Here is a 21472-nt window from a genome sequence, read left to right as displayed (position 1 = left end):
GAGGCCGGGCGCGCCCCACCGGCACCCCGGGGATCACCCGTTGAGGCCGGTCTCGGTGACGCCCCGGACCAGGTAGCGCTGCAGCAGGACGAACACCAGCACGATCGGCAGGACGGACACCGCCGCCGCCGCGAACAGCAGGGTGATCTTCGGGTTCTGGGCGGTGAGCAGGCTGGACAGGGCGACCTGCACGGTCCAGGTGGACGAGTCCTGGGCGATGACCAGCGGCCACAGGAACTGGTTCCAGCTGCCGATGAAGTCGATGACCGCGATGGCGGCGAGGAACCCCGTCGAGTTCGGGACGACCACGCGCCGGAACACGCCCCACCGGGACAGGCCGTCCAGTCGCCCGGCCTCCTCCAGCGCCGCCGGGAAGTCCAGGAAGTACTGGCGGAACAGGAAGACGTTCAGGGCGCTGAACAGGCCGGGCACCACCAGCCCGCGCAGGTCGGACAGCCACCCGAGGCTCGACACCACCACGAAGCCCGGCACGAACGTGACCGCGGTCGGCACCATCAGCGTCGCCACGACCACGCGCAGCACGGCGGGCGCGTGCCGGTACGGGACGCGCGCCAGCCCGTAGCCCGCGAGCGAGCACAGCAGCACCTGACCGGCGGTCTGGAGCACGGCCACCACCGTCGAGTTGAGCAGGCTGCGCGCGAACGGCACCTCGTCGTCGGAGAACACCGCCTCGGCGGTGGACCAGCCGGTGGCCACCCCGCCGTGGAACAGGCCCTCGCGGAGCAGCACGGCGAACGGCAGCAGGAACAGCACCGACGCGACCACGAGCGCCAGCCCCCGGGCGGCGGTGCCCACGCGCCCGGCCGGGGTGCGGTGGTGCCCGACGGGGCGCATCAGGCTGCCCTCCTCAGCACCCGGCCGGACAGCAGGGTCGCGAGCGCGATCACCAGGGCGAGGACGACCGCGCCCGCGCTCCCCCGCCCGAGGTCCTGCCCGCCGGAGCCGAGCGAGGTGTAGTAGAGGTAGACCAGCGGCGGACGCGCGAACGGCGGGTAGCCGCGGGAGTCGCCGAGGATGTTGTAGAACTCGTCGAACGCCTGGTAGGCGTTGATCAGGTTCAGGGTGAGCACGGCGGCCAGCGCGCCGCGCAGGCCGGGCAGCGTGACGTGCCGGAAGGTCTGCCACCGGGGTGAGGCGCCGTCGGTCCACGCCGCCTCGTACAGGTGGGTCGGGATGCGCTGGAGCGCGGCGATGAACAGGATCACGTAGAAGCCGAGCTGGAGCCACAGCCGGGCGGTGACGAGGACGACCCAGTACAGCGGCGGGTCGACCGTGCCGATCCACGCCTGCGGCTCGCCGCCGAACCAGCCGAGGACGGTGTTCGCCACGCCGCTGTCCACGCCGGAGAACAGCGACGTCTTCCACACCAGCGAGGCGACGACGTAGGAGCAGGCGAAGGGCAGGAAGAACACCGACCGGAAGAACGCCCGCGCGACGCGGACCTGGTTGACGAGCAGGGCGAGGACGAGCGCCGCCGCCACCGTGGTGGGGATGACGAACGCGGCGAACGCGGTGAACGTGCCGATGCTGTCGAGGAACGCCCGGTCGGTGAGGACGTCCGCGTAGTTGTCGAACCCGACGAACCGGGTCGGCGCCACCGTGTTGCGCGCGTCGAAGAAGCTGAGGTAGGTGCTCCACCCGATCGGCACGAGCGTGAAGACCAGCAGCCCCAGCGCGAACGGGCCGACGAACAGCCAGAACGCGAGCCCGGTGCGCCGACCGCTCACCGGTCCTGCCGGGCGATCTCGTCGCGCGCCACGTCGAGCGCCGCGCGCAGCTCGCCGGCCGGGTCGGCGCCCTCGCGCGCGATCCGGGACACCGCGTCCGACAGCGCGGTGTTGGCGCGCGCCGACCAGCGGGCGGGGCTCGCGATGCGGCCGCTGTCGGTGACGAACCCGACGACGTCCCGGCCCGGCCCGTCGCGCAGCGGCTCGGCCTGGGCGGCCAGGCTCTCCCGGGCGGGCAGGTGCGCGCCGAACGCGGTGGCGAACTCGGTCTGGTGGGCGGTCTGCTCGACCCACAGCCACTTGACGTACGCCTTGGCCGCGTCCACGTCGGCGCTGCGCGCGTTCACCATCGCGCTGAACGCGCCCACCGGCACCGACTCCGCGCCGTCGGCGTCCAGGCGCGGGAACGGCAGCACGCCGACGTCGTCGCCGTGCGCCTCGGTGATCTTCGGCAGGTTCCACAGGCCGGTCCACTGCATGGCGGCGAGCCCGTCGACGAACGCGCCGGGGTCGGCCCAGTCGGTCGGCGCGCCGAGCAGCAGGCCGCCGCCCTCGTGCAGCGCGCGGAGCTTGCCGAAGACGGCGGCGGCGCGCGGGTCGTCGAAGCCGGGCGCCTTGCCGTCCTCGGAGAGGAAGTCGAGACCGGCCGACCACAGCAGCGGCCCGGTGAGCACGCCGACGCCGCCGTCGTTGCCGGCGAACAGGCCGCGCACGCCGCCGGTGGTGAGCCGGCCGGCGGCGTCCACCAGTTCGTCGACGGTCCTCGGCGGGGTGACGCCCGCCCGCGCCAGCAGGCTGGGCCGGTAGTACAGGACCTGGGTGTCGATGGCCTGGGGGATGCCGTAGAGCTTCCCGTCGACCGTCTGCGACTCCAGCAGCGACTGCACGAAGTCGCCCCGGGCGTCGCCCAGCAGGTCGTCGAGGGGCACGACCTGCTGCTGCCGCACCCAGTCGACCTTGACCTGCGCCTCGAACACGTCGGGCACCGCGCTGTTCTGCAACGCGGTGACGATCTTGGAGTCGTAGTCGCCGGGGTTCCACTGCACCTCGACCCGCGCGTCCGGGTACTCGGCCGCGTACCGGCGGACCGCGTCCTGCACGCCGTCCTCGCCGTAGGCGTGGTACCAGTGCCGCAACGTCCCCTCGGCGGAACCCCCGCGCCCGGTGTTCGACCCGCACGCGGTCAGCCCCAGCAACCCGGCCACCACGAGGAACGACCGGCGATCCAGCTCGGCGCCCACTTCCCCACCTCCCCCGACTCGGAACCGGGGAAAATTATCGAACCGCGGTACCGCCCTGTCGACCACTCCCACCAGGAGGACGCCGTTGCGCTCCGGCGCGATCGCGTGACGGCGGGTGTCGCACGACCCGGGGGTCACGGCGCGGTGCGGAGCAGCCGGTCCTGGAGGCGGGCGTGGCGGAACTGGTGCACCGCCCCGGCCTGGCGCAGCACGCCCCGGCGGGTGGCGTCGTCGAGGAACGCGGGCAGCGAGCGCGGCAGGCGACCGGCCAGGGGCAGGCAGGTCCGCGCGAACAGCACCCACTGCCCCCACGCGGTCAGGGCCAGGCAGTAGCAGAGGCCGCAGCTCAGCCCGCTCAGCAGCACCATCCGCAGGACGGCCACCGGGCCGAAGAACAGCGGTTCGGACGCGCCGTCGGGGAGCCGGACGAGGGACCAGGCCCCGGCGGTGATCGCGACGCCGTAGACGACCCCGAACAGCAGGGACCTGCCGAGGACGTTCGCGCGGCCGGCGTTGCGCAGGTCGGTGGGGCCGGCCGCCGACGCGATCTCCAGCGGGGCCTCGAACACCGTGACGGCGACGAGCGCCAAGCCCGTGGCGACGGCGAACACGAGCCCCAGCACGACCGTGTTGACCACGTCGGTGCCCAGGCCGGTCCACGCGCCCGAGATGACGTGCCTCAGCAGGTTCAGCACCACACCGCCGGCGATCCCGAACGCGCCGCCGACCGCGGTGCCGACCAGGAGCCGCAGCCCGGTCCCCGACCGCGTCAGCCCGCCCCCCGCGTCGCGCGGCCGGGCGAGCCGCATCCGCGTGTGCGTCGGCCGCACGCCCTCGTCCCGGACCAGGACCAGGTGGGCGATCCCGACGCCGGTGCCGACCACCAGGCCGTTGACCAGCGCCTCCGCCAGGGCCGGGCCGATCGGCAGCGGGACGCCGGAGCCCGACAGCGCGAGGTAGCCGAGGAGGTTCAGCACCGCGTTCAGCAGCGCCACGCCCACGCCGCAGGCGGTCCCGACCACGAGCGCCCTGGCGGGTCGGCCCATGGCCGTGCCGATCCGCCACCAGGCCAGGTCGCGGGTGTCGCCGCACTGCCGGGCGAGGTGGTGGAGGCGGTGCCGCGCCTGGTCCGGGGTCCACCGGGTCGGGGCCCGGTAGACCGAGGGGACGAAGCCGTCGAGCAGGTGCTCCTCGATCGCCTCCTCGTCGGGGAAGCGGTCGCGGTCGAGGAGTTCGGCCGGGTCGCGGTCCGGGGCGTCGCTGTAGGCGGCACGGGCCAGGGTGACCATCAGCGGGGTGGTCAGCACCGACGCCAGGTCCGAGCCGGGATCGCGCCGCACCTCGGCCAGGACGGGCTCCCACGCGCCGGTCGCGGTGGCGCGCCGCAGGTACGCCGCCAGGTCGTCGGGCGTCAGGTCCGCCAGCACGACGCAGGCGGCGGCGGTCAGGACGTCCGTCGCGGCCACCGCGTCGGCGTACTCCTCGGGGCGGCTGGTCAGCAGCAGCGGCAGCGAGGTGCCGTTGAGCGCTTCCAGCGCGGCGCGGTGCAGGCCGTAGGAGATCTCGTCGAACCCGTCCAGCACGGGCAGCACGCGGTCGGTGTCGACGAGGCCGGCGGCGAGGGTGCGCCGGTCGGGTCCGCGCACGGCCAGGCCGGGGTGGTCGCGGACGAGCCGGGCGACGAGCCACTCGCGCAGCGGCGTGCCGGTGGGGTTCCACGAGCCGAGGCTGAAGACCACCGGCACCGGGTCGTCGGGCCCGCGCCGCGCGAGCAGGTCGAGCACGAACCGCAGCGCGAGCACGGTCTTCCCCGACCCGGCACCGCCCAGCACCACGAGCCGCCGCGACGCGGTGGCCCCGTGGGCGTCCGCGATCCCGCCCAGCCGGTCGGACAGGACGAGCGGTTCGGCCACCTCGCCGGGCGGGAGCCCGAGGACGTTCTCCCAGCAGTCGGCGGTGCCCTCGGGCGCGGTGTTCCAGTGGACCGGCAGCGGGAACGGGTCGTGCAGCCGCCGCTGCTCCTCCTCGCGCCGCCACTGCACCCCGACGGCCAGCGCCAACCGGTCGGCCGCCCGGGTGAGCACGTCCGGTTCGGGGGCGTGGAGCGTGACGTGCCCGGCCTGCACGACCGGGCCGTGCACGACCCCGCTGATCCGGTTGACCGTTCGGTCGTTGCGCGTCATGGCTCCCCCGCGACCCCCCGCGACACGCGCGACGGTCGCCGCGTCGAGCCGACCAGGGTAGCGAGCCCGGCGGGTCGCGGCGGGGCGACCGGAGGCGCGGCACGCAGGTCTCACCGGAAGGGGGGAACCCGCGCGGCCGGTGAGCGGTGATCGTTCGTCCACCCGACCACCCCGTCCCACCGGTTAAGATGTCCTGCTCGTCCCCCGCCGCGGCGGGCGGCCGCGGCGGTGTCGGGCCACGACCGGGCGACATCCGGCTGTGGTGCACCGCACCATTGCGGGATTGGCGAGGGGTGCGGACCGGGTAGTCAGCACCGGATGATCTCGGAAGTGAACGAGGAGGCGGGCTCGTGGCCGCACCGCAGCACCTGATCTGCACCACCGCGCTCGTCGACGGCACGACCGCCCGCGTGGTGGCGTCGGGTGATCTCACCTACGACAACGGCGACCTGCTGCGCGACGCGGTGGCCGACCTGCTCGCCGGCCACCGCCCGGCGCGCCTGCACGTGGACTGCGCGGCGCTGACGTTCTGCGACTCGTTCGGGCTGAGCGTGCTGCTCGACGCGCGCCGGACCGCCGAGGGGGCCGCGACGGCGCTGGTCCTGGACAACAGACCGGCCTGGCTGGACCGCCTGTTGCAGCGCACCGGCACGTACGACTACCTGGTGCCCGAGGACCTCGGGGAACGGCAGGCGGGCTGACCCGGCGGGCCGGTGGGCGGTCGTCGCCGCTCGCCGGAGGACCCGAGCGGCCCCGGCCGCCACCGGTCGTACCAGTCGGCGGCGGCGCGCAGCGGCACCGGCAGCGGGGCGAGGTCGGGGTACCAGGCGCGTTCCCACTCCAGCGACACCCAGCCCGACCAGCCGGCCAGCAGCCGCCCGCACTCCTCCAGCGGCACCGCGCCCTCACCCGGCGGCACCGGGGTCGGCGAGTCGGCGGCCACGTCCTTCACCTGGAAGTACCCCAGGTACTCCCCCAGTGCGCCGGAGGTGCGGGCCGGCGGCTCGCCCGCCCGCCACGGGTGCACCGCGTCCCACAGCACGGAAACCCGCTCCGGCTCGCCGAACGGCTCCACCAGCCGCACCGCCGCCTCGCCCGTCGCGTGCGAGTCGTGCGTCTCCACCAGCAACCGCACCCCGGCGGCGCGCAGGTCGGGCAGCACCGCGGCGATCCGCTCCACCGCCCGCCCGTCACCGCCACCGCCGTTGCCGCCGCCCGGGAACACCCGGACCGAGGGGGCACCCACCAGGACGGCCAGCTCCACCAACGCGCGCAGCTCGTCCACCACCGGTCCGTCCGGCCCCGGCCGGCACACCCGCGGGTACCCGGCGAGGCAGGCGATCTCCAGGCCGGCGTCGGCGACCTGCCCGCGCACCTCCGCCGCACGCGCGGGCGGCATCCCCGGGTGGACCTCCTCGTCCGGGTGCGCGCGGACCTCCAGCCCGTGGCACCCGTGCCCGACCGCCACCCGCGCCGTGTCCCGCACCGGCACACCGGGAGCCCCGAGCGTGCTCACCGCGAACCGCCACCCGCTCACCGAGGCGCCACCTCCAACCGCAGGGGCGCTGCGCGGCAGTGCCCATCACGCCCTGCGCCGACTGTAACCGGGTGGGCCCACACCCCCTCCGGACCGACACCGGCCGAGAGCCCGAATCCCGCTCGTCCCGGGCGGTGGCAGGACGAGCGGTGCCGTAGCGGGGCACGACGTCGCAGGCCACCGCCGAGGCACTGGTGACCCGCTGCGTCGACCCGCCGGGCCGACGATCCCCGGGAGGTCAGTCGCGCCGGCCGGTGGCCGACTCCCGGTCCAGCCGGTCCAGCTTGGCGCGGACGGCGTCCACCCGCCCGGCCGGGTCGACCCGGTCGAGCAGCCGCGCCGCGCGGTGCCAGGCGTCCCGGGCCGCGTCGAGGTCGCCGGCGTCCGCCTCCACGTCACCGAGGTGGTCGAGCGTGATCCCCTCCTCCGGGCGGTTGCCGGTCTCCCGGAACACCTCCGCCGCCCGCCGGTAGCAGTCGCGGGCCCGGTCGTGGTCGCGCAGCCGGTGGTGGGCGTGGCCGAGGCTGTCCAGCGTGTCGGCCGCGCCGTCCCGGTCGCCCAGGCCCAGCTGGATGTCCAGGGCCCCGCGGCAGTGCTCGACCGCCTCCCGGTGCCGTCCCAGGCGGCTGAGGCTCCAGCCGATGCTGTTGAGGGCCTTGGCCTGCCCGGCCGGGTGCCCGGCGGCCCGGTAGCCCTCCAGGGCGAGCCCGGCGTGCCGCAGCACCAACGGGTACCGGCCGAACCGGTCGTGGACCTCCGCGAGGTTGAGCTGGGTGTGCGCCGCGCCGACCCGGTCGTCCAGGTCCGCGTACCGCTCCAGCGCCAGCCGCAGCTGGGCCAGCGCCGCCTGCTCGCGGTCCAGCCTCAGGTGGGCGCGGGCCAGGCCGCGGTGGGCGGCGGCCTGGCCCGCGAGGTCACCGGCGCGCCGGGCGGCCCGCAGCGCGGCCTGCTCCGCGAACACCCAGTCGTGCCAGTACCCGGCGCGGTAAAGGTAGGTCGACAGCGTCCGGGCCAACCCGTGCACGTGCGCGTCGAAACCGGGGTCCCGCTGGGCGGTGACGGCCAGCAGCACCCGGTGCTCGGCGGTGAACCAGGCCAGCGCCCGCGCGGTGTCGGCGGGCTCCTCGGGGGCCGCGCCGACCGCCGGTGCGGGCGGTTCGGCCGGCACCCGGTGCGGGTCGAGCAGGTGGGCGGCCCGGTCCGCGGTGCGCAGGTAGTGGTCGAGCACCCGGTGCACGGCGGCCCGCCGGTCCTCGGCGCGGTCCTCCTCCCCGGTCAGCTCCCCGGCGTAGGCGCGGAGCAGGTCGTGGCGGGTGAACCGGCCGGGCAGGTGCTCGTTCAGCAGGTGCGCGTCGGCCAGGTCCCGCAGCAGCCGGCGCGCCTCGCGGACGTCCACCCCGGCCAGGCTCGCCGCGGCGGCGGTGCCGACGTCCGGTCCGGGGTGCAGGGCCAGCAGCCGGAACAGCCGGGCGGCGGCGGGCGGGAGACCGCGGTAGGACCAGGAGAACACCGTCCGCACGTCGACCGCCCGGTCACCGCCGGCGAACGCGTCGAGGCCCCGCGCCCCGGCCAGTTCGTCGGCCAGCGCGGCCAGCGGGAAGTCCGGGTGGGTCGCGGCCCGCGCGGCGACCACGGCGAGCACCAAGGGCAGCCCGGCGCAGGCGGTGGCGATCCGGTCCGCCGCGGCCGGCTCGGCCAGGACGCGGTGCGCGCCGACGCGGTCCGCGAGGACGGTGCGCGCCTCGGGCGGGGTCAACGGGTCCAGGCGCAGCGGGTGGGCGTCCTCCACCGCGATCAGGCCGGCCAGCCGGTCGCGGCTGGTCACCAGGGCCAGGCAGCCGGGCGAGCCGGGCAGCAGCGGCCGGACCTGCTCGGCGTCGCGCGCGTTGTCCAGCAGCACCAGCACCCGCTTGCCGGCGAGCAGGCTGCGGTACAGGCCGGTCTGCCCGTCGGGGGTCGTCGGGACCTCCGGCGGCGGCACCGCGAGGGCGTCCAGGAAACCGCGCACCGCCTCGGCCGGTGACAGGGGCGCGCCCGGGCCGTAGCCGCGCAGGTTGACGTAGAGGTGCCCGTCCGGGAACCGGTCCGCCGCCAGCCGGGCCCAGTGCACGGCGAGCGCGGTCTTGCCGATGCCCGCCGTCCCGCCGATCGCGCACACCGCGGCGGTGTCGGCGGCCTCGTCCGCGAGCCGGTCCAGCGCCGCCAGCTCGGCCTCCCGCCCGGCGAAGTGGCGCGGCGGCGCGGGCAGCTGCCTCGGCACGACGGCGGGGTGCCGGTCGACGTCGGCCCGCGCGGACGCCACCAGCCGCCCCGCCGCCCGCGCCCCGTCGACCGCGCGCAGCATCGCCAGGTGCCGGGCGGCCCACCGGTCCAGGTCGACCGCGTCCGGCGGCAGCGGCGCGCCGGAGCGCTCGGCGTGCGCGGCGCAGGCCGTCACGAACGCGGCGACGAACTCCCACTCCGGCAACGACCGGGCGTTGAGCTTGTCGCTGATCGTGGAGCGGGGCAGCGGGTGCGGCAGCCCGGCGGTCAGCGCCGCCAGCCGGTTGAGCGAGGGCTCGCCGGCCTCGCGGCGCAACCGCTTCAACCCGCCGACGAGCCGGGTGATCGCCGTGCGCCCGGCATCGGTCATCCCCCGCGCGCCTCCCCGTTCGGCCGGGCGGGCCGATCCCCGGACGGCCCGGACACGGGGCCCAACCTACCGCCGCACGCTGCGCCGACCAGCCGTCGTCTCACTTCGCCGTCCGGGTTCCGGCCGTCCGGGGCCGGTCGGCGGCACAGTCCTCACCGCGGACCGGCACAGGCGGGTCCCGATCGAACAGGAGGTACGACATGCGCCCGAGCAGACTGCTGCGGGGAGTCGCCCTGGTGGCCGGGCTGGTGGCCGCGCAGGCCGTCGTGCTGTCGGTGGCGCCGGCGCACGCGAGCGTGCCGGTCACGGCGGTGTCGGCGAACTCGGCGTCGAACTCCACGGCGACCAAGACCGTCACCGTCGACTGCCCGACCGGCACGTTCCTCTACGGCGCGGGCGGGGGCACCAACGGGGGGAGCGGCAACGTGGCGCTGACCGCGGTCGTGCCCGAGGGCGCACCGCCGTTCCGGGCCAGGGTGACGGCGACCGAGGTGACCGCCTTCGCCGGGAACTGGAACGCGTCGGCGTGGGCGAGCTGCGCGTCGTTCACCACGAACCTCCAGGTCGTCGTCACGGCGACCGCCTCGAACGCGGTGTCGCCCAAGGAGGCGCACGCCTCGTGCCCGAACGGCCTGGGGCTGTACGGCACCGGCTTCCGGGTCACCGGCGGCACGGCCGACGTGCTCGTCCACGACGTCATCCCGGGCACCTCCCTCGCCCCGAGGGGCAGCACCACCCGGGCCACCGCCCAGACCGGCACCGCGCCGACCTGGCGGCTGGAGTCGTTCGGCGTCTGCGCCAACCCGGCGCCCACCATGCAGGTCGTGCAGGCGCAGACGACGTTCACCTCGACCTCGTCCAAGGGGCTCAGCCAGACCTGCCCGGCGGGGACGGCGGCGCAGGGCGTGGGCGCGCAGGCGCTGGGTGAGAACCCCGGCACCGCGGTCGACGGCAGGATCGCGTTGACCACGATGGCGAACCTGTTCACCACGGCGGGCAGCGCGGGAGCCGCGGAGAACGGGGCGGTCGCCGGCAACTGGCGGCTCCAGGTGTACGTGATCTGCGCGAACTAAGGGGGCGGGAGGGGCGTTCCGGGTGCTGCCCGGGACGTCCCTCCCGGCGTGCCCGGCCGGCCCGGGGCACCGCCGGTTCCCCGGCCCCCGGTGGCCGGTTGCTAGCGTGACGCGGTGTCTGAGCGAGAGCACACCGGGCGAATCCTCGACGGCCGGTTCGAGCTGCTGGAGAGGCTGGGCAGCGGCGGGATGGGGACGGTCTGGCGCGCCCTCGACCTGGGGCTGCACCGCGAGGTGGCCATCAAGGAGGTCCGCCCGGCCGACGCCGACCAGGTCGAGGGCAACCCCGCGGTGGCGGCCCAGCTGCGGGAGCGCGTGCTGCGCGAGTCGCGCGCGCTGGCCCGGTTGCAGCACCCGAACGTCGTGTCGATCTACCAGATCATCGAGTCGACCGACTCGCCGTACCCGTGGATCGTCATGGAACTGGTCCGCGGCACGTCGTTGGACGCGCGGCTGGACGGCGGCGTGCTCACGCCGGGCGAGGCCGCGCGGGTCGGGCGGGACGTGCTGGCGGCGCTGCGCTCGGCCCACTCCGCGGGCGTGATGCACCGCGACGTCAAGCCGGGCAACGTGCTGCTGCGGACGGACGGCAGCGCCGTGCTCACCGACTTCGGCATCGCCGCCCTCCAGGGCTCGACCCAGCTCACCGCGACCGGTGACGTCATCGGGTCCCCGGAGTACATCGCCCCGGAGCGGCTGCGCGGCGACGAGACGCACACCGCGTCGGACCTCTGGTCGCTCGCGATGCTGCTGTACGTGGCCGTCGAGGGGCACCACCCGATGCGCCGGGCGAGCACGATGGCGACCCTCGCCGCGGTGATGACCGAGCCGGTCCCGCCGCCGCGGCGCGCGGGCGCCCTCGCGCCCGCCCTCACCGCAGCCCTCCGCAACGACCCGGCCGACCGGCCCACCGGGGAGGTGCTGGACCGGATGTTCGCCGTCGCCGAGCGCGACCCGGCCCCCTTCCCCGGTCCCCCCACCCCGCCGGGGTTCGCCGTCCCGGGGCCGCCGAGCGGTCCTCAGGCGCAGGCGCCGTACCCCCACTGGCCGTCCGGCCCGACGCCGGCGCAGGTCGGCGGGCCGCACCCACCCGGCCACCCGCGGTCCCACCCGACCCCGCTCCCCGCGACGGGCGGGCGGCGCGGGCGGGCGGGTGTCGTGGTGCTCTCGCTGGTCGGCGTGGCGCTGGTCGTCGCGACCACGCTGCTCGTGGTCCACCTGAAGGGCTCGGACTCCACCGCGAGCCCGTCGGGGACGCCGACCAGCAACCGGCTGAACGTCGGCCTGCCCGCCGCGCCGACCACCACGGCGGCCGTCGCGGCGACGGACGACCTGCTCACCCCCGCCGGCGCGCGCACGGCGGTCGGCGCGCTCACCGGGACCATGGGCGGCACCACGGTGTCCGAGCTGACCCTGTGGCCGGACCGCGCGACGGCGGTCGCCCCGACCGCGGCGGTCGCGCACGGCTTCGACAACTTCGAGTACGAGGACGGCGAGGCCACCCGGCAGGGCCCGGACGGCGTGGACGCCGACCGCGGCGTGCTCGACCTGAACGAGGTGAACTGGGACGCGATGCCCGCGCTGTTCGAGCGGGCGAACAAGGAACTCGGCGTCCCGCAGCCCACCATCCGGTACGTGATCGTGGACACCGACCTCATCGACAAGACCCCGTCGATGAGGGTGTACCTGATCGACGGCTACGGCGGCGCGTACCTCCAGGCGAACCTGAAGGGCGAGGTGCAGAAGGTCTACGCGCGCGACAAGTGACCCGGCGGGGCCGCCGGCACCAGCACGGTCACCTGGTCTCCGGGCACACCCCGGACCCCGTACCGCGCCGGGCGGGCCGCAGCGTGGGGGTCACCGCCACTCGGTGACGGTGACCTCGTCGCCGACGGCGATGCGGCCGGGGGTGAGCACGACCGCCTTCATGCCGAAGCTGACGCCGTCGGGTTCGCGGCGGTAGTCGGCCAGGGTGCGCAACGGCTCGGGGCCGACGCGCGCGCCCGTCGACTGGTCGACGAGGGTGACCGCGCAGCGGATGGCCGGCTCGCCGAAGCCGATCTCGGTGCCGCCGACCGCCATCCGACCCACCCGGTCCTCGGTGTGCGGCTCGGACCAGCCGCTGACCACGACGTTGGGCCGGAACCGGTCCATCGGGACGGGGACCGCGCCGCGCCGCGCGATCCGCTCGTTCAGGCCGTCCAGCGAGGAGGGCGAGAGGACCAGCAGCGCGGTCGGGTCGACCCCGTTCCGGGCCCGGCTCGCCCGGTCCGGTTCGCGCACCAGCCGGGCCTGCTCGCCGATCGCCCCGGACAGCCACTCCGCCGCGTCGTCGCCCTGGTCGACCCCGGCGCCGGGCCACTTCTCCACGTCCACCGGCCGGACCTCGCCGTCCGTCACCACGTCCAGCACCAGCTCGCCGGCGCCGGGCGCGCTCAGCTCCAGCTTCGCGCCGTCGTGCAGCACCCGGACCCGGACGGCGGCCAGCAGCGGGGCCTCGCCCTGCCAGATGATCCCCCCGTCCGGCTTGACCGGGGCGAAGAGCCGGTCGTGGACCAACCCGGTCCAGGTGACCTCGGTGCTCTCCACGACGACCCCGGCACACCCCTTGACCGGGTACGTCGTCAGCGCGGAAACGGTTGCCATGCGGCCAAAGTACCGGTCGCCGCCGGGGTGCCGGGCGGTGCGGTGGTCAGCGCCCCGCCGCGGCGACCGCCACCGCGCCCCTGGGCGGGCGGACGCTGTCGCGCGGCACGAGCGTCGGGCCCGAGGTTCGCCGGACCTCGCCGACCGGCCTCCCCTCGACCTGCGCCACCAGCATCTCCAGGGCGTCGCGGGCGACGGCGTCGAAGTCCGGCCTGACCGTGGTCAGCGGCGGGGTGAAGTACGCGGCCTCGGGCACGTCGTCGAAGCCCACGACGCTCACGTCGTCCGGCACCCGCCTGCCGCGCTCGCTCATGGCGCGCAGGATGCCCAGCGCCAGGTGGTCGTTCGCCGCGAAGACCGCGGTGACCTCGGGCATCCGGGCCAGCATCTGCCCCGCCCGGTACCCCGACGCGGCGCTCCAGTCGGCGGGCACGACCGGCGGCACCTCCAGGCCGGCCGCCTCCAGCGCCGACCGCCAGCCCTCGATCCGGCCCGCGCTGTCGAACCAGTCCGGCGGGCCGGACACGTGCCACACCGTGCGGTGGCCCGCCTCCAGCAGGTGGTTGGTCGCCGCGAACGCGCCCGCCACCTGGTCGACGGTCACCGTCGGGGTGGAGCGCTGCGAGTCGCCGTCGACCATCACCAGGGGCACCTCGGGCGGGACGGTGTCGACCGCGTCGCGCGCCCAGGTGGTCGGCGCGATGACGACGATGCCCGCCACCTGCCGGTCGCGGTGCCACTCCAGGGCGCTGGTGATCGACCGGCGGTCCAGCACGTCCGCCCGGTGCGTGGTCACCGCGAACCCGGCTTCCGCCGCCACCTGCTCGAACGCCGCCAGCAGCGAGGCGGGCCCGCACAGGACGGTGTTCTGGGCCACCACGCCGATCAGCTGCGAGCGGCCCGTTACCAGCGCGCGCGCCACCCGGTTCGGCCGGTAGCCCAGTTCCTCGATCGCCGCCTGGACCCGCAGGCGCGTCTGCTCCTGGACGTACGGGAAGCCGTTGAGCACCCGCGACACCGTCTGGTGCGAGACCCCGGCCAGTTGCGCGACGTCGGCCATCGCGGGCGCTCCGGACGTCCTGTTCACCACTACCGCCCCCGTGTCCGCCGCCGTGCCCGCTCACCGGAGGCCGAACAGCGAGGAACGCACCGCCGGTCCTCGCCGCCCGGGGAGCCCCCCGACCGCGGTCCGGGGACGCCACCGCGACGGACGGTGACCCCGGCACCGGGAGTCCGGCACCGAGGCTGATCAGCGGTGATCAGCACGTCAATGTAGCCACACCCCGTTTCACCGGTCAACGTCGGGGCCGGACCGCGCCCGCGGTCCGGCCCCGGCGTCCCCCGGTCAGGCCGGGACGCGGAGGGTCCACCTCTGGTTGTCCTGCCCCGTGCAGGTCCACAGGACGAGCTTGGTCCCGTTGGCGGTGCCGAGGTTGTACGGGTCCAGGCACAGGCCGGACCGGGCGTTGGTGATGGTGCCGTTGGCGTTGGCGTTCCACTGCTGGTTGGCGCCGCCGTGGCAGTCCCAGGTGATCACCCGGGTGCCCGGGGACGTGCCGCCGCCCTCGGCGTCGAGGCACTTGGTGCCCTGGACGACCAGTTGCTTCCCGGCGTCGTGCGTCCACACCTGGTTGGGCTGGGTGTGGCAGTCCCACAGCTGGAGCTGCGTGCCGTTGGCGGTCGACGAGCCCGGCAGGTCGAGGCAGCGGCCCGAGGCCGCACCCACGACCTGCCTGCCCTGCGCGGTGACGGGGTCGCCGATGCTCCCCGGGACGGCGCGCAGGGCGGCGTACCAGGTCGCGGCCATCTTGTCGTAGCCGGTGGCGGTGGGGTGCACGCCGTCGATCAGGTCGGCCGTCGTCAGCGCGGAGTGCATGTCCACCAGGCGCACGCGCTTGCCCGCGTTCACCTTGGCCTGCACGATGCCGGGCAGCGCGGCGTTGAAGGTGCGGGCGGCGGCCGCCTGCCCGGCGTTGGCCAGCGGGATGATCGTCGCGACGAGGACGTCCGCGTTCGGCGCGGTCGCGGTGATGCGGTCGACGAGCGCGGACAGTCGGGCGGGCGCGTTGGCGACGTCCCGGTTCTGGAGGATGTCGTTGGTGCCGATGTGCAGCAGCACCGTGCGCGGGGTGGTGTTGCGCAGCCAGGTCGCGACGTTCGCGTCGACCTGGTCGATGCGCCAGCCCGGGTGGCCCTGGTGGTCGTGGTCCCAGAGCGAGGCGGGGCCGTTGAACTGGGACCCGACGAAGTCCACCCGGTAACCGCCGGCCGCGAGCCGCTGCCACAGCCCGATCCGGTAGCCGCCGGGCACCTGCGTGCCCTCGGTGATCGAGTCGCCCAGCGGCATCACCCGCACGCCGCCGTTGGACTCGGCGGCGGCCGGGCCCGCGGGCAGCGCGGCGGGCAGCAGCGCGGCGGTGACCAGTGCCGCGGCGCACGCGGCGAGTCGTCGGAGGTGCGGTCGCATGGGTTCTCCCGGGGTCTGGCCGTCGTTCGGCGCGGTGTGCCGGCGGTGGGGCACGGTCACGCGCGCGTCCACTTCTGGTTGGCCTGCCCGTTGCACGTCCACAGCACCAGCGGGGAGCCGTTGGCCGTGGCCGCCTGGTTGACGTCGAGGCAGAGGCCGGAGCGGGTGTTGCGGAGGGAGCCGTCGGAACCGGCGGTCCACTTCTGGTTGTCCTGGCCGTTGCAGGTCCAGGTGATGACGCGGGTGCCGTTGGCGGTGCCCTGGTTGTACGCGTCGAGGCACTTGTCGCCGAACACGCGGACCTCGCCGCCCGCCCAGGTGGTCCACAGCTGGTTGGCGGCGGTGTGGCAGTCCCAGATCAGCACGGTCGAGCCGGCGGCGGTGGAGGCGTTGTCCACGTCCAGGCAGCGGCCCGAGCCGGTGCCGCGCAGGCGGGCGGTCGTGGCGGCGGTCGGCGTGCCGCCGGAGACCCGGAACGCGGCGACGCCGTGCGCCGGCACGCTCGCCGAGACCTGACCCGCGCTGCTCGACGTGCCGCCGGTCCACAGGTCCGTGAGGGTGAACGAGCCGCCGCTCAGGCCGACCTGCGCGGCCGTGGTGGTGACGGTGGCGGTGGCGCCGCCCCGGTTGACCAGGCCCACCGCGACCGAGCCGTCGGACAGCGCCTTGGCGAAGACCTCGGTGTTGCCGTCGTCGCGCACGCGCCGCCCGCCCGCGCCGAGCTGGTCCTGGTTCACCGCGATCAGCCGCGGGTTGCGCAGGACGGCGCTCACGTCGGCCGACATGGTGCGGATGTCGTTGCCCGCCATCAGCGGCGCGGCCATCAGCGCCCACAGCGCGAAGTGCGCGCGCGACTCGGTCAGGCTCAACCCGGGGCGGCCGACGACCAGCATGTCGGGGTCGTTCCAGTTGCCGGGGCCGGTCTGCGCGGCCAGCGGGGCGGTGACGTCCAGGACGTTGCCCACGCCCATCGGGTAGCTGTTGGTGTTGCCGTTCTGCCAGATGTCGAGCAGGTCCTCCGTGGTCCGCCACAGGTCGGCGACCTCGCCCCAGTCGTACTTGTCGCCGGTGATGGCGTGGAAGCTGTTGGGGTTGATGCTGTACACGATCGGGCGGCCGGTCGCCCGCAGGGCGTCGCGCATGATCGAGAACCGCGCCACCTGCTCGTCCCGCGTGCCGGCGCCCGAGCACCAGTCGTACTTGAGGTAGTCCACGCCCCACGAGGCGAACGACCGCGCGTCCTGCGCCTCGTGGCCCTTGCTGCCGGTCGAACCGGGGTGCGCGCCCGTGCCCTGGGCGCACGTCTTCTCGTTGGGCGCCTGGTAGATGCCGAACTTCAGCCCCTTCGAGTGGATGTAGTCGCCGAGCGCCTTCATCCCGCTGGGGAACTTCGTCGGGTGGTTGCGCAGGTTGCCCGCCGAGTCGCGCTGCGGGTCGAACCAGCAGTCGTCCACCACCACGTACTGGTAGCCGGCGTCCCTCATCCCGGAGGACACCATGGCGTCCGCGGCCTGCCGCACCTGCGCCTCGGTGATCCCGCAGCCGAAGCTGTTCCAGCTGTTCCACCCCATCGGCGGGGTCAGCGCCGGGCTGCCGGGAGCGGCCTGGGCGGCGGGCGCGGTGGTGGCGGGTGCGGCGGTGGCGGTCGCGAGCACCGCCAGCGCGGCGACCACGAGGTGGAGGGCTCTGCGGGGTCGGACGGGCATCGTTGCCCCTTTCGCGCGAGGTGAACGGGCCGCCGGCGCGGATCGGTCGCGAACCGGTGCGGGTGGTGCCCACGACAGCGGCCGACGAGGGCGGCGGCGGGCCCGGGGTGCGGCCGTCGTGATCGTCACGCCAATGTAACGAAGGGCCGGCAACACGGTCAAAGCTAAATATGTTTGCGCTCACTTTAGCTGGCCGGTCGAATTCACCGTCGAATGGCGTTCGACCTGACCACGCCACCCGCGGGTGCCGCCGGCCCGTCCCGCGACCGTCCCGGGACGGCAGGCACCCGCACCACCTCCCACCTGCACGAAAATTTTTCATTACGCCTTGACCGGCCGCCCGCCGTCGTCCACAGTCTGATGGGCACGACCCCGCACGCGGTGACGACCGCCGCACCCACCACCCCTCCATTTCGACCCGAGGGATTCAACACCACTGTTGTTAGCGTTCACAAATATGCTTCATCCCGGTCGGCCGGGTGCGGGTGTCCACCGATTCCCCTGCCACCGCGGGAACGAGACCCGCGGTGTTCTGATCCGTGAGGACACGTGATGAACCATTCGACACGAGCGGTCATTCGGCCGGCGACCACGCGCCGGCCGAGAACAACGGCGTTGCTGCTCGTCGCGGGACTCGTCGCCACCACGATGACGGTGGCGTTCGGCGGTCAGGCCCTGGCGGGCACGACGCTGGGCGCGGCGGCGGCGGAGAAGGGCCGGTACTTCGGCACCGCCGTGGCGGCGGGCAGGCTCGGCGACTCGACCTACGCCACGATCCTGAACCGGGAGTTCTCCAGCGTCACCGCCGAGAACGAGATGAAGATGGACGCGACCGAGCCCAACCAGGGCCAGTTCACGTTCACCAACGGCGACCGGATCGTCAACCACGCCCTCAGCCGCGGCATGAAGGTGCGCGGGCACACCCTGGCGTGGCACGCGCAGCAGCCCGGCTGGATGCAGCGCATGGAGGGCTCGGCGCTGCGCTCCGCGCTGGTCAACCACATCAACCGGGTCGCCACCTACTACCGGGGCAAGATCCACTCCTGGGACGTGGTGAACGAGGCGTTCGCCGACGGCGGCAGCGGCGGCCGGCGCGACTCCAACCTCCAGCGCACCGGCAACGACTGGATCGAGGTCGCCTTCCGCACCGCCCGCGCCGCCGACCCCGGCGCGAAGCTCTGCTACAACGACTACAACACCGACGGCATCAACGCGAAGTCCACCGGCATCTACAACATGGTCCGCGACTTCAAGGCGCGCGGCGTGCCCATCGACTGCGTCGGCCTCCAGTCGCACCTGACCAACTCGGCCCCCTCGGACTACCAGGCCAACATCCAGCGCTTCGCCGACCTCGGCGTCGACGTGCAGATCACCGAGCTGGACATCTCCGGGGCCAACCAGGCCGCCGCGTTCGGCACGGTCACCCGCGCGTGCCTGGCCGTCGCCCGCTGCACCGGCATCACCGTCTGGGGCATCCGCGACACCGACTCGTGGCGCACCGGCCAGAACCCGCTGCTGTTCGACGGTGCGGGCAACAAGAAGGCCGCCTACACCGCCGTCCTCGACGCCCTCAACGGCGGCTCGCCGCAGCCCGGGATCATCGACCCGACGGCCTGGTACGTGCTGGTGAACCGCAACAGCGGCAAGGCGCTCGACGTCTACAACCTCGCCACCAACGACGGCGCGCGCATCACCCAGTGGACCCGCAACGACGGCAACCAGCAGCAGTGGCAGTTCGTCGACTCCGGCGGCGGCTACTACCGGGTGAAGTCGCGGCACTCGGGCAAGGTGCTCGACGTCCACAACTTCTCCACCGCCGACGGCGCGTCGATCGTGCAGTGGGCCGACGGCAACGGCACCAACCAGCAGTTCCGCGCGGTCGACGCCGGCGGGTACGTCCGCCTGGTCAACCGCAACAGCGGCAAGGCGGTCGAGGTCCAGGGCGCGGCGACCGCCGACGGCGGCAACATCGTCCAGTACAGCGACTGGGGCGGCGCCAACCAGCAGTGGCAGCTCCTCCGCGTCGGCTGACGCGCGCCCACTCCCCGACCCCCGACGAAAGCGTGCGAACCATGTACGGGACAAGCCAACCCCCGCCACCGGCGCGGCGGTCAGCCGCGCGCGGGCCCCGGCCCGGACGACGCCGGTGGGCGGGAGCCGCCGCCGCGCTCGTCGTCCTCCTGGGAGGCATCACGGTGGCGCTCGGCACGACGAGGACGGCATCGGCCGCCACGGTGGACACGACCGCGTGGTACGTGCTGGTCAACCGCACCAGCGGCAAGGCGCTCGACGTCTACAACCTCGCCACCAACGACGGCGCCCGCATCACCCAGTGGACCCGCAACGACGGCAACCAGCAGCAGTGGCAGTTCGTCGACTCCGGCGGCGGCTACTACCGCCTCAAGTCACGCCACTCCGGCAAGGTCCTCGACGTCCACAACTTCTCCACCGCAGACGGCGGCAACATCGTCCAGTGGGCCGACGGCAACGGCACCAACCAGCAGTTCCGCCTCGCCGACTCCGACAACGGCCACGTCCGCCTCATCAACCGCAACAGCAACAAGGCCGTCGAAGTCCAGGGCGCCTCCACCGCCGACGGCGCCAACATCGTCCAGTACAGCGACTGGGGCGGCGCCAACCAGCAGTGGCAGCTCGTCCGCATCGGCGGCGGCGGCCCGACCACCACCACGACCACCACCCAGCAGCCACCCGGTCAGCTCACCAACCCGGTGGTGTGGCAGGACTTCGCCGACGTCGAGGTCATCCGGGTCGGGGACGCGTACTACATGACCGCGTCGACGATGCACTACTCCCCCGGCGCGCCGATCCTGCGCTCCTACGACCTGGTCAACTGGGAGTTCGCCGGGCACTCGGTGCCGTCCCTGGACTTCGGGTCGAAGTACGACCTGACCAACGGGCAGCGGGCCTACGTCAACGGCATCTGGGCGTCGACGCTCCAGTACCGGCCGAGCAACCGGACCTACTACTGGGCCGGCTGCATCGACTTCAACGACACCTACGTCTACACCGCGAGCAGCGTCGAGGGCCCGTGGAACCGGCACGCCCAGATCGACAACTGCTACTACGACGCGGGCATGCTCGTCGACGACAACGACACCATGTACGTCGCCTACGGCAACGGCACCATCAGCGTCGCCCAGCTGTCCGCGGACGGGCGCAGCCAGGTCCGCGCGCAGCAGGTGTTCCAGACCCCGTCGAACATCGGGACGCTGGAGGGCGCGCGCTTCTACAAGCGCAACGGCAGCTACTACATCTGGCTGACCCGACCGGCGAACGGCCAGTACGTGCTCAAGTCGGACAACGGGCCGTTCGGCCCGTACACCGTGCGGCAGGTGCTGCTCGACCTGCCCGGGCCGATCCCCGGCGGCGGCGTGCCCCACCAGGGCGGCCTGGTCCAGACGCAGACCGGGTCCTGGTACTACATGTCGTTCGTCGACGCCTACCCCGGCGGGCGCGTGCCGGCCCTCGCCCCGATCACCTGGACCGCGGACGGGTGGCCGACCCTCCAGACGGTCAACGGCAGGTGGGGCGTGAACTACCCCTCGCCGCTGCCGACCCGCCCGGTCAAACCCCTGACCGGGACCGACACCTTCACCGGCACCGCGCTCGGCCCGCAGTGGGAGTGGAACCACGACCCCGACACGTCCCGCTACTCGGTGGACAACGGGCTGAGGTTGCAGACGGCCACCGTCACCAACGACCTGTACGCGGCCCGCAACACCCTCACCCACCGCATCCAGGGACCGACCTCCACCGCCACGGTGGAACTGGACTACAGCACCATGCGCGACGGCGACCGCACCGGTCTGGCGATGCTGCGCCAGTCCTCGGCCTGGATCGGCGTCCGGCGCGACGGCGGCCAGACCCGCGTGGTCATGACCAACGGCCTGACCATGGACAGCAGTTGGCGCACCACCAGCACCGGCACCGAGGCCGCGAGCGCGGCCGTGAGCGGCGGCCGGATCTGGTTGCGCGTCAACGCCGACATCCAACCCGGCTCCACCCGCGTCGCCAGGTTCTCCTACAGCACCGACGGCGTCACCTTCACCCCGCTCGGCCCGGCGTTCACGCTGAACAACGCCTGGCAGTTCTTCATGGGCTACCGCTTCGGCATCTTCAACTTCGCCACCCAGTCCCTGGGCGGCGCGGTGACCGTCCGCAAGTTCGACCTGACCACCCCGTAGCGAACCACCACCGGCTCCCGGCCGGTGGTCCCGG

At 74.3% G+C, this 21472-nt stretch carries 15 protein-coding genes; 5 read left to right on the top strand and 10 right to left on the bottom strand.

Annotated elements, in window-relative coordinates; translation table 11 throughout:
* Positions 1 to 33: 33 nt before the first annotated feature.
* From ACRAKJ_RS15210 to ACRAKJ_RS15195, 4 genes are all read right to left on the bottom strand, one after another.
* On the bottom strand, positions 34 to 855 hold the full coding sequence (locus tag ACRAKJ_RS15210) for an ABC transporter permease subunit (RefSeq protein ID WP_438924369.1): 822 nt from the start codon (positions 853 to 855) through the stop codon (positions 34 to 36).
* Positions 855 to 1748, bottom strand: coding sequence for an ABC transporter permease subunit (locus ACRAKJ_RS15205; protein ID WP_438924368.1), 894 nt, complete (start codon positions 1746 to 1748; stop codon positions 855 to 857). Before ACRAKJ_RS15205 ends, ACRAKJ_RS15210 begins: the two co-directional genes overlap by 1 nt.
* The gene (locus tag ACRAKJ_RS15200; RefSeq protein ID WP_438924367.1) at positions 1745 to 2989 is read right to left on the bottom strand and encodes an extracellular solute-binding protein; all 1245 of its coding nucleotides are present in this window, start codon (positions 2987 to 2989) and stop codon (positions 1745 to 1747) included. Before ACRAKJ_RS15200 ends, ACRAKJ_RS15205 begins: the two co-directional genes overlap by 4 nt.
* A gap of 134 nt (positions 2990 to 3123) precedes the next feature.
* A complete protein-coding gene (locus tag ACRAKJ_RS15195; RefSeq protein WP_438924366.1) occupies positions 3124 to 5172 on the bottom strand; it encodes an NACHT domain-containing protein in 2049 nt (682 codons plus the stop codon).
* Between the two features lie 350 nt (positions 5173 to 5522).
* Here ACRAKJ_RS15195 and ACRAKJ_RS15190 point away from each other — a divergent pair, with 350 nt between their 5' ends.
* The gene (locus tag ACRAKJ_RS15190; protein ID WP_438924365.1) at positions 5523 to 5873 is read left to right on the top strand and encodes an STAS domain-containing protein; all 351 of its coding nucleotides are present in this window, start codon (positions 5523 to 5525) and stop codon (positions 5871 to 5873) included.
* Here the strand turns inward: ACRAKJ_RS15190 and ACRAKJ_RS15185 are convergent.
* Both ACRAKJ_RS15185 and ACRAKJ_RS15180 read right to left on the bottom strand, forming a co-directional pair.
* The gene (locus ACRAKJ_RS15185) at positions 5831 to 6709 is read right to left on the bottom strand and encodes a TIM barrel protein (protein WP_438924364.1); all 879 of its coding nucleotides are present in this window, start codon (positions 6707 to 6709) and stop codon (positions 5831 to 5833) included. The two genes, ACRAKJ_RS15190 and ACRAKJ_RS15185, sit on opposite strands and share 43 nt — an antisense overlap.
* A gap of 238 nt (positions 6710 to 6947) precedes the next feature.
* Entirely contained in the window at positions 6948 to 9341 is a 2394-nt protein-coding gene (locus ACRAKJ_RS15180) for an ATP-binding protein (RefSeq protein ID WP_447008996.1), read from the bottom strand.
* 200 nt (positions 9342 to 9541) lie between these two features.
* Here ACRAKJ_RS15180 and ACRAKJ_RS15175 point away from each other — a divergent pair, with 200 nt between their 5' ends.
* Entirely contained in the window at positions 9542 to 10414 is an 873-nt protein-coding gene (locus tag ACRAKJ_RS15175) for a hypothetical protein (protein WP_438924361.1), read from the top strand.
* 114 nt (positions 10415 to 10528) lie between these two features.
* A complete protein-coding gene (locus ACRAKJ_RS15170) occupies positions 10529 to 12181 on the top strand; it encodes a protein kinase domain-containing protein (protein ID WP_438924360.1) in 1653 nt (550 codons plus the stop codon).
* Positions 12182 to 12271: 90 nt separating this feature from the next.
* Here ACRAKJ_RS15170 and ACRAKJ_RS15165 read toward each other — a convergent pair whose 3' ends face one another.
* From ACRAKJ_RS15165 to ACRAKJ_RS15150, 4 genes are all read right to left on the bottom strand, one after another.
* Positions 12272 to 13060 (bottom strand): MOSC N-terminal beta barrel domain-containing protein, encoded by a 789-nt coding sequence (locus tag ACRAKJ_RS15165; RefSeq protein WP_438924359.1) that lies wholly within the window; start codon positions 13058 to 13060, stop codon positions 12272 to 12274.
* 46 nt (positions 13061 to 13106) lie between these two features.
* A complete protein-coding gene (locus ACRAKJ_RS15160; RefSeq protein WP_447008995.1) occupies positions 13107 to 14150 on the bottom strand; it encodes a LacI family DNA-binding transcriptional regulator in 1044 nt (347 codons plus the stop codon).
* A 255-nt stretch (positions 14151 to 14405) separates the two neighbouring features.
* Positions 14406 to 15527 (bottom strand): RICIN domain-containing protein, encoded by a 1122-nt coding sequence (locus ACRAKJ_RS15155; protein ID WP_447008994.1) that lies wholly within the window; start codon positions 15525 to 15527, stop codon positions 14406 to 14408.
* A gap of 56 nt (positions 15528 to 15583) precedes the next feature.
* Positions 15584 to 17233 (bottom strand): ricin-type beta-trefoil lectin domain protein, encoded by a 1650-nt coding sequence (locus ACRAKJ_RS15150; protein WP_438926959.1) that lies wholly within the window; start codon positions 17231 to 17233, stop codon positions 15584 to 15586.
* Positions 17234 to 17785: 552 nt separating this feature from the next.
* On the opposite strand from ACRAKJ_RS15150, the gene ACRAKJ_RS15145 reads away from it, so the two are divergent.
* Entirely contained in the window at positions 17786 to 19264 is a 1479-nt protein-coding gene (locus ACRAKJ_RS15145; RefSeq protein ID WP_438926958.1) for an endo-1,4-beta-xylanase, read from the top strand.
* A 164-nt stretch (positions 19265 to 19428) separates the two neighbouring features.
* Complete coding sequence (locus ACRAKJ_RS15140; RefSeq protein ID WP_447008993.1) at positions 19429 to 21438, top strand: family 43 glycosylhydrolase; 2010 nt, start codon at positions 19429 to 19431, stop codon at positions 21436 to 21438.
* The last annotated feature ends 34 nt before the right edge of the window (positions 21439 to 21472 follow it).

The organism is Saccharothrix sp. DSM 118769, from assembly GCF_052936295.1.
This window is presented reverse-complemented; position numbering and strand designations above follow the sequence as displayed.